This is a genomic window from Hymenobacter sp. ISL-91 (assembly GCF_018613725.1).
Lineage (GTDB): Bacteria > Bacteroidota > Bacteroidia > Cytophagales > Hymenobacteraceae > Hymenobacter.
Window position 1 is genome coordinate 96803 of sequence record NZ_JAGGPS010000009.1, and the last position, 13829, is coordinate 110631.

A 13829-nucleotide genomic window follows, 5' to 3' on the forward strand; every position below is an offset into this window, starting at 1 on the left:
CGCTTAAGCCTGCAGTTTGCGCTCGAAAAACTCGGCTGTGGCCTCGGCGGCCTGCCGGGCTTGTTCGGGCAGTTCGGGCGAGGGCCAAGGGTGGGTGCCGCCGAAGTTATGGGTGGTGCCGGGCAGCACCAGTAGCTCGGTGGTGGGTTGCCACGCGTGTAGCTGCTGGGCGCGGGCCAGCGGCACGGTTTCGTCCTGGTCGCCGTGCAGGATAAGTACGGGGCGGTTGTGTAGGCGCTGGCGCAGATTCTGCTCGATGTCGAGGCGCGAGCGGTGCTGGTAGTAGTTCTCCACGAGCTGGTAGCCAAGCGGCAGCTGCTGCTTGGTGCGCGAGTTCTCCACGTACACCACCCCCCGCTGCTGCCAGTCGGCCATCTGCTGCTCCGTCCAGCCCGGATTTACGTTGCTGATGGCCGCCCAACTGGCCACGGCCCGTACGCGCGCGTCCTCCGCCGCTTTCAGCAATAGCAGCCCGCCGCCGCGGCTGTGGCCAATGAGGGCGAGGCGCGAAAGGTCCATTTCGGCGGCCGGAATACTGGTAGCGCCCGGCTGGTGCAGGGCATCGAGTAGGGCTCCCAGGTCATCGAGCTCGATGCTGAAGTTGTTGCGGCCGAACGCCTCCAGGTCCTCCAGGTCGCCGGTGCCGCCCACCACCACGCCGTTGTGCGAGAGGTTGAGCTTCACAAACACAAAGCCCCGGCGGGCAAACCAGTCGGCCAGTACGTTGAAATGGCCCCAGTCTTTGAACCCTTTGAAGCCGTGCACAAATACTACCACCGGCTTGGCCTGGCCGTCGGGCACGAAGTGGGCATCGGCCGCAAACGGGCGGTTGTGGCCGGGGCCGGATAGCAAAAAATCGACGGAAACAGGCTGATCGGGCATAAAACGAAGGTACTAACACAGGAATAAACTGTTATGCCTGCGCACGAAGAACCGGAGCAGAACGCCGGGGTTTAGATGCGCTATTTCAAATCAGGTTTCCCCTTGGCCTGCATAACGGGTGGCCCCTGCGCCTTTTCCCGTATCATTGCATTGCCCAATTACGCCGCATGACCATTTCGCTGGACCAGATACAGGCTCCGATTGCCTTGGAGATGGTGGAATTCGAAAAGAAATTCCGCCAGTCGATGCAGACCAAACAGCTGCTGCTCGACAAAATCATGGGCTACATAGTCAAGCGCAAGGGCAAGCAGATTCGGCCGATGTTCGTGTTTTTCACGGCCAAAATATGCGGGGGCGACCCGCTGCCCGAGGCCACCTTCCGGGGCGCGGCCCTCATTGAGCTGCTGCACACGGCCACGCTCGTGCACGACGACGTGGTGGACGAAAGCAACTACCGCCGCGGCTTCTTCTCTATCAACGCACTCTGGAAGAATAAGATAGCCGTGCTGGTAGGCGACTACCTGCTGAGCAAAGGCCTGTTGCTAAGCTTGGAAAACGACGACTATGCTCTGCTCAAGATTGTGAGCAATGCGGTGAAGGAGTTGAGTGAAGGCGAGCTGCTGCAGATTGAAAAGGCCCGTCGCCTCGACATCACCGAAGACGTGTACTTCGACATCATCCGCCAGAAAACGGCCTCGCTCATTGCCTCCTGCTGCGCCGTGGGCGCCTCTTCGGCCGGGGCCGACCTCGAAACGGTGGAGCGGGCCCGGCTGTTTGGCGAGAAAGTGGGCATGGCCTTCCAGATAAAGGACGACCTGTTCGATTACGGTACGGCCGAAATCGGCAAGCCGCTGGGCATCGATATCAAGGAGAAAAAGATGACCCTGCCGCTGATTTACGCCCTGCAGCAGGCCGACTGGCTCACCAAGCGCCGCGTCATTTTCAACGTGAAAAACAACGACGGCCGCCGCGACCGGGTGCAGCAGGTGATTGAATTCGTGAAGCAGTCGGGGGGGCTTGCTTATGCCATTGGCGTGATGGAGCGCTACCGCGACGAGGCGCTGGCCGTGCTGCGTACCTTCCCCGAGTCGGCCTCGCGTACCTCGCTCGAACAGCTCATCAACTACACCATCGAGCGCGAAAAGTAGCCGCCTCGCGTTTCGAAGCCAGCCAGTTGCACAACGAAACAGCCACTCCTGCAGGCAGGAGTGGCTGTTTCGTTGTGCAACTGGCTGGCTTAAGCACTAGTGCTGCACCTGGTAATACACCTGGTCGGCCTTCACTTCCGATACTTCGAAGCGGACGCCTTTGGGGTTGCTGGTAACGGTGATTTCGTGGGTCATCTCGCAGCTGGGACACTTCAGCTGCTCGGTTTCGTACTGGCCATCATCGGGCATGGTGGCGAAGTGCTCGGCGGCGGGCACCCCGATGGAAGCCGTGAAAACATCCTGATGGCACTTGTTGCACTCGAACTTGAGGCCCACGGTATGGCCCTGGAGCTCATCGACGGGGGCGGGGGTACTTTTTTGCTGAATCCACATAGGTAAGGACAGGTTAGGTGATAGAGGGGTTGGAAAAGAGTTGGTCGGGCCCATGGGCCCTGGCTGGTGTACGCACAAATGCCTACGCGGGGTTGGGCCGGCACCGAGCCAGCCCAACCCCGCGTAGGCATTTGTGCCTATCCGGCAAGCGGTAAATAACTTCCTACAAATGGAATGTCAGCACCGGCTGGGCCGCATCGGTTGCTACCTTCTCGGCAATGCTAGCCTGGAAAAAGCGGCTGAATGCCGAGCGGGCGTGGGTGGGCACTACTATAAGGCCGGCTCCCAGCTTCCGGGCCGCATCTTCGATGCCGCCGTTAATGCTGCCAGCTTCCATGAGCACGGCTTCGGCGTGGGGCAGTTGATGGCGGGCAATAAAGTCGTTTATCTGCTGGCGGGCCTCGCCGGCCGGCTCATCGGTTACGCGCAGCAGGTGCAGGCGGGCATCCGGAAATAGCTGGCGCACCTGCTGCAGGCCGGGCAGGGCCTGGTCGGCTTCGGCCGAAAAGTCGGAGGCAAACACAATGTCGCGCACGGCATCGAGGTTGGTGGCATGCTTAACGGCCAGCACCGGGCACGGAGCCAGCCGCACCATCTGCTCGGTATTCGACGAGGCAAAGAAGCGCTCCAGCGCTTCGTGCTGCTGGGTGCCCAGCAGCACCAGGTCGATGTGGCGCTGCTCGATTACCTTCAGAATAGCCTCATCTACCTCCACCTGATCCAGTACCTCGTGCACGGGAACACCGGGGGCCATCTGGGCGGCTTCGGCCAGCAGCTGCTGCATCCGCTGGCGGGTCACTTCCATCAGCCTGACGACGAAAATCCGGTCGATGCCGTAGGCGTTGGGCAGCTCGGCCCCGTTGGTAGGTCCGCCGAAAGCACTAAAATTGGCCGACCCCTGGGCGTCGGGGATGGGCAGCACGTGCAGCAGCGTTACGTTGCCGCCCACGCGCTGGGCCAGCTGCAAAGCGGCCCGCAGGGCGTGGTGCGCCTCGGCCGAAAAATCGGTGGGAACCAGAATGTTTTTCATGAACCGGAAGGAAAAAAGGTAGAACAAAAAACGTCGTCCGGGCAATACCAAACCGAAGCAGGGCACCACCCGGGCGACGACGCTATGCTATACGTAGCCCAACGGTAAAGGAGCCGCTACTCGGCCAGCAGCTGGTCAATTGTTTTGTTGAATTCGGCGTTCTGCTGCGCGTAGTACTGGCCGGTGCCGGGGCCCGAAAAACCGGTATGAATCTTCCGGACTTCGCCCTTTTTGTCAATGAAAATAGTGGTCGGGAAAGCCAGCACTTTCTGGATCTGGGGCAGCGACTTGCCGGCCATGTCCTTGTCGGCTTCACCGGCTACGGCCAGGTCGTAGCCCACATTCAGGCGTTCCTTCATCTTCAGCAGCTTGCGGGCGGCCACTGCCTGGTCGGGGGTACGCTCGTAGCCCAGCCCGATAATTTCGACGCCGCGCTGCTTATTTTTCTCGTACCAGGGAGCCAGGAAATTGGTTTCGTCCATGCAATTGGGGCACCACGAGCCCAACAGCTGCACTACCAGCACCTTGCCGCGGTACTTGGGGTCGGAGGGCGAGATGCTGCCGCCTTCATAAATGCTGGGAAACCTGAAATCCAGCTTTTTCTGGCCGGGCTTCATGCCGGTCAGGGCGTTGGCGTCGGGCAGCTGAGCGTTGGGGTCCTTCACTGCCGTCCAGGTTTCGTGGCCCGTCAGGCCCGAGTAGAAGTCGCCCTCAATGCGCGTGGCGCTATCGGGGGTGGTGCTGCCGGGCTGCTTACCCGTGAACAGGAAGCCGTGGCTGCCGTCGAACGTGCTTAGCATGAGCGTATTGCCATCGGCCTGCCCCGAAAGGTAGCGGTAGTCGCCGGTGCTGGTCAGGAAGGTACCCGTAACGCCCGTCGGGGTCTGCTCGAACACGCCCACGGCCGGGTACGTTTTGCCGGTATCGTCCTTGAAACTGACTTTCCAGGTGCCGTCGAAGGACGTTACTTTCTGATCGGCCATTACCGGAAACAGCGGCTGCGCGCCCAGCTCGGCCGTAAATGGTACGCGGTAAGGCTTGCTGGCATCATACTTCACCCAGGTCCCCGCCAGCTTGCCTTCGCCGGCCGGCCGTACTACCAGCGCGGCATCAAACACGCCGAGCCGAATGGTGGTCGAGTCGCCGGCCGTGGTTATTTCATCAAGCTTGAGGCGCTCCTCGCCGTTGCGCAGCGTTACGGTGGGCTGGCCGCCGGCAGTGGCTACATCGAACAGAAACGGGATTTGCTGGCCCTGGGCCGAGAGTACGCCCCGCCAAGTGCCGGCCGTGAGCGGCGAAGCAGCCGCATTGGTCGCGGTGGTTTCGGCATTTTTTGGATCAGACTGGCAGGCCGTGGCGGCCAGCGCGAGGGTGGCCCCGGCTATGGCCTTGCGCAAAGAGAAGGCAACGGGCATGGTTGAAAAAGAGTAAAAGTGAAACAGAGGCTAAACTACGGCACTGCCCGCATAGTTTGGGCGGGGCCGTGCCGGCGGATGCCCGCTACCATCGTCCGGGTTCTTTTGAGAGCTTCTAAATAGGCCCTTAGCTGAACCCGGTGGCACTTGTTTGACTTGCCGGACCCCGGCGCTTAACTATATTTGCATGTCTGCCCCGGCAGGCTCGTTCTCTCCACTTTTTCAACCTGATTATGGCATTCGATTTAGAGATGATTAAGGCCGTGTACGCTGGTATGGGCACCCGCATCGAGGCGGCCCGGTCGGCGGTTGGCCGTCCGCTCACCCTGACGGAAAAAATTCTGTACGCCCACCTGTACGGCGGTACCGTTTCGCAGGCGTATGAGCGGGGCGTTTCCTACGTCGATTTCGCGCCCGACCGTGTCGCCATGCAGGATGCCACCGCCCAGATGGCCCTGCTCCAGTTCATGCAGGCCGGTAAGCCCACGGCTGCCGTGCCCAGCACCGTCCACTGCGACCACCTCATCCAGGCCAAAGTAGGTGCCGACGCCGATTTGGCCACCGCCAACTCCGAAAACAAGGAGGTATACGACTTCCTGGCCTCGGTTTCGAACAAGTACGGCCTCGGCTTCTGGAAGCCCGGCGCTGGTATCATTCACCAGGTGGTGCTCGAAAACTACGCCTTCCCCGGCGGCATGATGATCGGCACCGACTCGCACACCCCCAACGCGGGTGGCTTGGGCATGATTGCCATTGGCGTAGGCGGCGCCGATGCCGTGGACGTAATGGCCGGCATGGCCTGGGAGCTGAAGTTCCCCAAGGTAATCGGCGTGAAGCTGACCGGTAAGCTCTCGGGCTGGACGTCGGCCAAAGACGTAATTCTGAAAGTAGCGGGCATCCTGACCGTGAAGGGCGGCACCGGTGCTATTGTGGAGTACTTCGGCGAAGGTGCCGAGAACCTCTCGGCTACCGGCAAAGGCACCATCTGCAACATGGGCGCCGAAATCGGTGCTACCACGTCGGTGTTCAGCTTCGATGAGAAGATGGCCCTGTACCTACAGGGCACCGGCCGCGCCGAAGTGGCCGAGCTGGCCGCCGGCGTGCGCCAGCATCTGCGCGCCGACGACGAGGTGTACGCCAACCCCGAAAACTTCTACGACCAGCTCATCGAAATCGACCTGAACACGCTGGAGCCCTACGTGAACGGCCCGTTCACTCCGGACGCCGCCTGGCCGATTTCGGAGTTTGCCGCTGCCGTGAAGGAGCATGGCTGGCCCGCGAAGCTGGAAGTGGGCCTGATTGGCTCGTGCACCAACTCCAGCTACGAAGACATTACCCGCGCCGCCAGCATTGCCAAGCAGGCCGCCGATAAGGGCCTGACCGTGGAGGCCGAGTACACCGTAACGCCCGGCTCGGAGCTGGTGCGCTACACTGTGGAGCGCGACGGCCTGCTCGACACGTTTGCCCAGATGGGCGGCGTGGTGCTGGCCAACGCCTGCGGTCCGTGCATCGGCCAGTGGGCCCGTCACACCGACGACCCCAAGCGCCGCAACTCGATTATCACGAGCTTCAACCGCAACTTCGCCAAGCGCAACGACGGCAACCCCAACACCCATGCCTTCGTGGCCTCGCCCGAAATCGTGACGGCCTTCGCCATTGCCGGCGACCTGACCTTCAACCCACTCACCGACTCGCTGACCACGAAAACCGGCGAGCAGGTGAAGTTTGATGAGCCGGTAGGCATCGAGATGCCGCCCCGGGGCTTTGCCGTGGAAGATGCCGGCTACCAGCAGCCTGCCGCCGACGGTTCGGGCATAAGCGTTATGGTGTCGCCTGATTCTGACCGCCTGCAGCTGCTGGAACCCTTCAAGCCCTGGAACGGCTCCGACCTGCTGGGTCTGCGCCTGCTCATCAAGGCCAAAGGCAAGTGCACCACCGACCACATTTCGATGGCCGGCCCGTGGCTGAAATACCGCGGCCACCTCGATAACATCTCCAACAACATGCTCATCGGGGCGACCAACGCCTTCAACGAGCAAACCAACTCTGTGAAAGACGCCCTCACGCAGGGCACGCCGTACTCGGCCGTGCCCACGGTGGCCCGCAACTACAAGGCCCAGGGCATTGGCTCGGTGGTGGTTGGCGATGAGAACTACGGCGAAGGCAGCTCGCGCGAACATGCCGCTATGGAGCCCCGCCACCTCGGCGTGCGCGCCGTGCTGGTGAAGTCCTTTGCCCGGATCCACGAAACCAACCTCAAGAAGCAAGGCATGCTGGGCCTCACCTTCGCAAACAAGGCCGATTACGACCTGATTGAGGAGGATGACACCATCGACATCCTCGGCCTGACCGAGTTTGCCCCCGGTAAGCCCCTGCAGGTGCGCCTGCACCACGCCGACGGCGACACGGACCTCATCACGGTGAACCACACCTACAATGAGGGCCAGATTGCCTGGTTTAAGGCCGGCTCGGCCCTGAATCTGATTCGGCAGATGGAAAGCGGCGACGCGCAGCTTTCGGAGCGTATCTAACTAGCTGATTGCAGCTAAGCGAAAACGGCCGCTTTCCCGGGCAGGGGAAGCGGCCGTTTTTACTTGGCAAACTCAAGTTGCAAAGCGGCGGTGTGGGCACGCTGTAGGGGCGGGGCTTGCCCCCGCCCGCCATTGAACAAACTTGTTGCAACGGAGCAAACGACGTAGGGGCGGGGTCTGGCCCCGCCCCTACGTCGTTCTTCCCAACTGGGGTTTGCTGTACGGTTTCCGGCTGCCACCGAGCTTTTTGCCACCGGCTGCGTATAGGCAGACTCCCTTTCTTTATCCTATGAAAAAAACGAACCCACTTTACCCCATTACGGCTGCGGTTGCTTACACTGGGGCCGGCATTATCGGGCTGGTGGCCTTGTATGTAGCTGCCTCGGTAGTGCTGTCGGCCGTTCCGGTGGCCGGCAAGGAGGCCACGCCCGCTCCCGGCGAAGCCGTAGCGGTATACCTGCTCTCCAACGGCGTACATACCGACCTAGTGCTGCCCGTGCGCAATGCCCATAAGGATTGGACTCGGTTCATTTCCTACGCCGATACGCCCGCCAACGATACCAGCCAGGAATTCGTCGGTTTTGGCTGGGGCGACCGGGGTTTCTACCTCGACACGCCTACCTGGGCCGAACTCAAGCTCAGCACTGGCTTGGAAGCCATGTTCTGGATGGGCACCACCGCTATGCACACCACCTTCCACCACCGCCCCGCCGAAGGCCCCAAATGCGTGCGCCTGCAGCTTACACCCGCTGAGTACGCCCGGCTTGTGCGCTTCATCGAAACCAAGTTCGATGTAGATGCCCAGGGCCGGCCGCAGCAGATTAGAGGCCACAGCTACGGCCAGAACGACGCATTCTATACCGCTAAGGGCACGTACAACCTCTTCGATACCTGCAACAGCTGGACTAACCGCGGCCTGAAAGTGGCCGGCCAACGCGCTGCCCTCTGGACACCCTTTGATTTTGGGATATTCTGGCACTATTAGCGCTTTGGGCGTTGCGGTCAACTGCTGCCTTAGCGGTTGCCATTATGCAAAAAAGGGGGCCGCACTCAATCAAGTGCGGCCCCCTTTTACGTTTTTCAGCTAACAGCTCAGTTAAGCCAGACCTGGGCTACAAACTCGAAACGGTGCCGGGCGAAGGTACCATAAGGGCGCTCGGCATAGAAGCCCAGCACCTGCACCTGCCATTCGCCGTTGTAAGCATTGCGCCGTAACTGCACCGGATACACCTGCCCGCACGCAGGCCAGTCGCCAATGTAATCGGTCGGACGATTTCGGGCGTTCACGCACCGTGCGTATTGCTGCACCGGAAGAGGGACGGGAAGCTTCGTTTTTGCCATATACAAATATACGTATATTATTCGGCAAAACTAAATAGTTTAGCTAGGAAAATCGTGTGACTTCAGCTGATTTATACAATATGCTGTTAATCAATCTATGTTAGTTGACATAAAACCTGCAAGCGGAGAAAATGTTTCAAATATTCAGTCAATGAAATGTTTATGAAATTTGCTAAAATTATTGGGCAGAATATATGAATCAGTACGGCTGTAGCTGCACAGCCTCTAAGGGCGCTTCAGTACCCGGTAAGTGCCTGTGCCAGCCGCCGTTTCTATGCGCACCAGATACACTCCGGCCGGGTAGACTGATAGGTCGAGAGTGGCGGTGGATTGCTGAAAGCTGTATGCTGCCAGTTGCTGCCCCAGCACCGACAGTACCTCTACCGTAGCCGGGCTACCAGGGGGCAGTTCCAGGCGCACAGTGCCTGAGGTGGGGTTGGGGTAAAGCCAAACTCCAGCCAGCATACGGGGCTTCGAAGTGGTAGGCACCTGCTGGTAGCCGGCGGCGGCGGCATCGGCGGCAGCCTGCAGCTCGGCCAGCGAAGGAGCTGCCAGCACTGCAAAAGCTACGGTCAGCGAGTCGGCGGGAGCCAGGTAGGGTAGGGCCGCGCCCACCACCTGGGCAGCATCGGCGCCGGTGGTTGGACCAGCGGTGGCGTAGGTAGTGCCGCTGCTCAGAGTCAGCCACTTCTCCTCCCGGCTGAACCCATCGTTCAGGCGCACCGGGCCCACCGGCGTAGCCGTGCTGTTGTCGAGACTGAAGATGCTGGGCTGGCCACCGGAAAGGTGCTGAACACCGGCGTAAATAGTCTGGCCGGGCGCGTCGTACACGTACCCCAGCCGGCGGGCGGCGTCCCAGCCGGTTGCATTGCGGGTGGGGTCGTCGGGCAGGTCCCAATCCATAAACAAACCCAGATGCAGAGGCCGGAGCGTGTCGGCCGTCAGGTTGGTAAGTTGGTATTCAAGCAGTACGTAGTTCTGGTGCGGGGCTGTTGCCCGGGCGGTGGCCCGCTGGCGCAGGGCCACCCCCACAGCCTGCGGGTTGGCGGCCGGCGGCTGCGTCTCGCGTAGCCGTCCCTCGGCCCGCTGGTCTGCGGAGCCGCTGATGGCGGGTAGGCGGTGCACCTGCCCAACCGATTCAAAGTCGACGTCGCGGCCGCCCTTATCGTTGCGCACGTTGCTGGCCAGGCGCGTGGCCGAGGTGGCCAGCAGCAGCCCGCCTTCGGCCAGCAGCGGCGGCCCCTGGCGGTAGCTGATGCCCTCGCCGAGGCTGGGGTTGGCGGCATCGTAACCCACGTTGCCCCGGCCGGTAAGCGTGAGGCGCAGGTTGTTGGCATCCAGCACCACATAATCGGGGTTGAGCAGCAGGGTTTCGTACTGGTATTCGGTGTAGCCGCTGGCTGCGTGGTGCAGGTGGTAGCGCAGCACGGCTTTGGTGTTGAGCGGTACGCCCGTGGCCGCGACAGCCAGCCGGAAAGGCGCGGCAGCGTTGCCGGCAGTGGCCAGCGTAGCCAGAGGGCCGGTGCTGAACTCGCCCTGGCGCACGCTAACGTAAGGCGAAAGCGAGGTGAGCGTTACGGTGAGGCCCGGTAACTCGCGCAACAGGTTCTGAACGCTGACTGTAAGGCGCAGCGTATCGGCGGGCTGGTAGTAGCTGCGGTCGGGGGCGGCCGTGCGGGCCATTACCCGGGCCGAGTAAGGCTGCTCCGAAACGGCCCGCAGCACGTTCAGGCGGCCCGAGCCCAGCCGGCCGGCGTAGGCCACATTGCCCGGTAGGTCATCAATAAAATCGGTGGTGCGCCGCAGCTGGGCCGCTACCTGGGCCGCATTGTAGCCCGGAAACCGGCTGCGGACCAGCGCCGCCGCCCCTGCCACCTGGGGCGCAGCAAACGACGAGCCGCCCGTTTTAACATAGTCGGTATCCGTAAAGCCCAGCGTTGTGATAATGCCTTCGCCGGGAGCCGATAAATCAATCCGGTGGCTGAAAGTGCCGATCAGGCTTCGCTCGTCGGTGCGGGTGGTCAGGGCCACCGATACGACGTGCTGGTAGCTGGCCGGGTAGAAGTCGAGGTCCTGGGGCGTGTTGCCGGCGGCGGCCACCACAACCACATCATGGTTGAGGGCTGCGTAGCTGATAACTTCCTGCTCGAAGCGCGAGGGTGCGCCCGCGCCCCCCCACGACAGATTAACCACCTGGCAGCCATGGTCGGCGGCATACACAATGGCCTCGTAGCCACCAAATGAGCCTGCTGGGGTAGAGGGATAGATTTTCAGGGGCATGAACCGCGACTTGTAGCCCACGCTGGCAATACCGAGGCCGTTGTTGGTAGCCCCAGCGGCTACGCCGGTTACCATCACGCCGTGGGCTATGTCGGTAGGGTTGCGGGCACGCTCGGGGTCGTTGTCGTGGTCGGCGAAATCCCAGCCTGAGTAGTTATCAATGTACCCGTCGCCATCGTTATCAATACCATCAACGGGGTCGCGGCGGTTGAGCTGGTTCTTGCCCGCCAGGTCTTCGTGGGTGAATCGGGTGCCGCCATCCGCAATGCCGATAACAATGCTCGTGTCGCCCTGCGTGAGGTTCCAGGCCTGATAGGCGCGGATGTTTTTAAGGTGATACTGCCCCCCGGGACCCACCGAGTCGGCCTGCGGGTCGTTGGGTTGCTGCAGGGGCTGGTAGTCGTAGAGCGGTTCGGCGTACTCCACCAAGCCGGTTTTGAGCAGCCGTTGCTGCATGTGCGTTGGCGAGGTATTGGCGGGTAGTGTCAGCTCATACAGCAACCCCAGATCCACGGCTCCGGCCTGGGCACGGGCAGCAGTGGGTGCCGTGGCCTGCGGAAACTTGGGCCGCGCCGTTGCGCCGAGGGCCTGGAAGGTCGTAGTAAGGGCGGCTGGCAGCGCGGCCGGACCCGGCCGGCGCGGCTGGGTGGCATCAGCCGGCGTGGCTTTCAGCCGGAAAACCAGCACGCCGGGCCGCACCGTGCGGGTAGCGGGGGGCAGGGCAGCCGATTGCGCCACAGCGGCGGCGGTACTGCCCAACAGCAGCGCGGCGCAGAAAAACCAGCGTAGAGTTACAAGCATAGTACCAGAGCAATAGGGTAGAAGCGCGCGGCAGTCGGGTAGTCAGGCTAACGAAACTGCTGCCCCTCCGGATTGGTTCGGGCGGGTTCGGGGCCGATTCCGTAAATTTAGCCACTCCAAAGCCGCCGGACCCTACTTTTAGCCCAAGCCCCGGCCTGTGCCGGCCAGCAGCGGGGCACGGCGGCCCAGCAAAGCCGGGGGAGCTGGCACAAAGCCATTTGCCGCGGCCCGCGGTTTGGGTTATGGCCACCAGCACGGCGCACCATTTTACTTTCCCACCCTTATTTTTTTACATGACCACCACCGACACCACCCAGAAGCATCAGGCAACTCTCAATGCGGCCGTGGAAGCCCTGCACGGCCGCACGTTCTTTGCTGCCTTTCCCGAAAACCCTTCGCCCGAAATCTACGGTGCCGACGCCGACAAAGAAGGCCGTACCAGCTTCAAAGCCCACCGCGACCAACGCTTTACCGAGCTGCAGCAGGGCGAGCCCGCCGGCTGGGCCGGCCAGGAAGAGTCGCCCTACGAGCAGGCTTCGTTGGGCATCGAGTACCCGTACTACCAGCCCGAAACCCTGGTACAGAATGCTCAGGAGGTGTTTGGGCAGTGGCGCAAGCTGAAGCCGGCCGACCGCGCCGCGCTGCTGACCGAAACGCTGGAAGGCATGAAGGAGCGGTTCTTCGAAATTGCCTACGCCACCATGCACACCACCGGCCAGGCCTACATGATGTCGTTTCAGGCCAGCGGCCCGCACGCCGCCGACCGCGCCCTGGAGGCCATTGCCGCCGGCTACGAGGAGCAGACCCGCTTCCCCGAAGAAACCCGCTGGGAGAAGCCTATGGGCAAGTACAACATCACGCTGCACAAGACCTGGCGCGCCGTGCCTAAGGGCGTGGCCCTGGTTATTGGCTGCTCCACGTTCCCGACCTGGAACACGGTGCCCGGCATGTATGCCTCGCTGGTAACCGGCAACCCGGTCATCATCAAGCCCCACCCCAAGGCCGTGCTGCCCATTGCCATTGTAGTAGCCGAAGTGCAGAAGGTACTGGTGGCCCACGGCCTCGACCCGCGCATCTGCCAGCTGGCCGTGGATGCCAACGACCACCTGATTGCCAAGGATCTGGCCGAAAACCCTGCCGTGAAGCTCATCGACTACACCGGCGGCTCGGCCTTCGGCGAGTACATCGAAGGGCTGAAGGGCAAAACGGTGTTCACCGAGAAAACCGGCGTCAACTCCATCATCCTCGACTCCTGCGACGACCTCGATAAGGTAGCCCAGAACCTGGCTTTCTCGGTAAGCCTGTACTCGGGCCAGATGTGCACCGCGCCCCAGAACTTCTTTATCCCCGAAGGTGGCGTGAAAGTGGCCGGCGAGCAGGTACCTTACGAAGATGTGGTGCAGAAGCTGGCCGCCGCCGTAACCAGCCTGGCCCAGAACCCCAAGGCCGGCCCGCACGTGCTGGGCGCCATCCAGAGCACGGCCACCCAGGAGCGGGTGCGCGATTTGGCCCTGGAAGGCAGCCGCTCGGTGCTGGCCCACGGCACCATCGAAAACCCCGTGTTCCAGAACGCCCGCACCTGCTCGACCAGCATTCACGAAGTCGAAGCCAGCCGCATCGAGCAGTTCAGCCAGGAGCTGTTCGGCCCGATCATGCTCGTTATCAAAACCCGCGACACGCAGGAAAGCATCCGGCTGGCGGCCGACCTGGCCCGGGAGCACGGCGCCATTTCGTGCGGAGCCTACACCACCGATGCGGCCGTGAAGGAGCAGATTATGGACGAGATGAGCCTGGCCGGCACGCCCGTCAGCTTCAACCTGACCGGCGGTATTTATGTGAACCAGAATGCGGGCTTCTCCGACTTCCACGTAACGGGCGGCAACCCCGCCGGCAACGCCTCGTTCACCAACCCCGAGTTCGTTATCAAGCGCTTCACCTGGGTAGGTTTTCGCGAACCAGTTGCTTAGTTATGGGCTGTTAGCTGAAAAACCAACAAGGCCCCGCGCTT

10 protein-coding genes are annotated in these 13829 nt (G+C 61.9%); 4 read left to right on the forward strand and 6 right to left on the reverse strand.

All coding sequences use genetic code 11. The features are described 5' to 3' along the window. Positions 1-3 precede the first annotated feature (3 nt). Entirely contained in the window at positions 4-882 is an 879-nt protein-coding gene (locus J7E24_RS05015) for an alpha/beta hydrolase family protein (RefSeq protein WP_215135771.1), read from the reverse strand. A 167-nt stretch (positions 883-1049) separates the two neighbouring features. On the opposite strand from J7E24_RS05015, the gene J7E24_RS05020 reads away from it, so the two are divergent. Then, complete coding sequence (locus J7E24_RS05020) at positions 1050-2030, forward strand: polyprenyl synthetase family protein (RefSeq protein ID WP_215135773.1); 981 nt, start codon at positions 1050-1052, stop codon at positions 2028-2030. Between the two features lie 96 nt (positions 2031-2126). Here the strand turns inward: J7E24_RS05020 and J7E24_RS05025 are convergent, their stop codons facing one another. The 3 genes from J7E24_RS05025 to J7E24_RS05035 form a co-directional block, all read right to left on the reverse strand. Beyond that, a complete protein-coding gene (locus tag J7E24_RS05025; protein ID WP_215135775.1) occupies positions 2127-2423 on the reverse strand; it encodes a hypothetical protein in 297 nt (98 codons plus the stop codon). Between the two features lie 163 nt (positions 2424-2586). Then, the gene (locus tag J7E24_RS05030; protein WP_215135777.1) at positions 2587-3453 is read right to left on the reverse strand and encodes a universal stress protein; all 867 of its coding nucleotides are present in this window, start codon (positions 3451-3453) and stop codon (positions 2587-2589) included. A 116-nt stretch (positions 3454-3569) separates the two neighbouring features. Beyond that, a complete protein-coding gene (locus tag J7E24_RS05035; RefSeq protein WP_215135779.1) occupies positions 3570-4868 on the reverse strand; it encodes a peroxiredoxin family protein in 1299 nt (432 codons plus the stop codon). Between the two features lie 233 nt (positions 4869-5101). Between J7E24_RS05035 and J7E24_RS05040 the strand changes: the two genes are divergently transcribed. Together J7E24_RS05040 and J7E24_RS05045 are read left to right on the forward strand one after the other, a co-directional pair. Next, entirely contained in the window at positions 5102-7399 is a 2298-nt protein-coding gene (locus J7E24_RS05040) for an aconitate hydratase (protein ID WP_215135781.1), read from the forward strand. Between the two features lie 289 nt (positions 7400-7688). Further along, positions 7689-8384: a TIGR02117 family protein gene (locus tag J7E24_RS05045; RefSeq protein ID WP_215135783.1), complete on the forward strand. Its 696-nt coding sequence runs from the start codon at positions 7689-7691 to the stop codon at positions 8382-8384. 107 nt (positions 8385-8491) lie between these two features. Here the strand turns inward: J7E24_RS05045 and J7E24_RS05050 are convergent, their stop codons facing one another. Then, on the reverse strand, positions 8492-8707 hold the full coding sequence (locus J7E24_RS05050) for a hypothetical protein (RefSeq protein WP_215135785.1): 216 nt from the start codon (positions 8705-8707) through the stop codon (positions 8492-8494). Positions 8708-8965: 258 nt separating this feature from the next. Next, positions 8966-11821 (reverse strand): S8 family peptidase, encoded by a 2856-nt coding sequence (locus tag J7E24_RS05055; protein ID WP_215135787.1) that lies wholly within the window; start codon positions 11819-11821, stop codon positions 8966-8968. A gap of 293 nt (positions 11822-12114) precedes the next feature. On the opposite strand from J7E24_RS05055, the gene paaN reads away from it, so the two are divergent. After that, on the forward strand, positions 12115-13788 hold the full coding sequence (paaN, locus tag J7E24_RS05060) for a phenylacetic acid degradation protein PaaN (RefSeq protein WP_215135789.1): 1674 nt from the start codon (positions 12115-12117) through the stop codon (positions 13786-13788). Positions 13789-13829 lie beyond the last annotated feature (41 nt).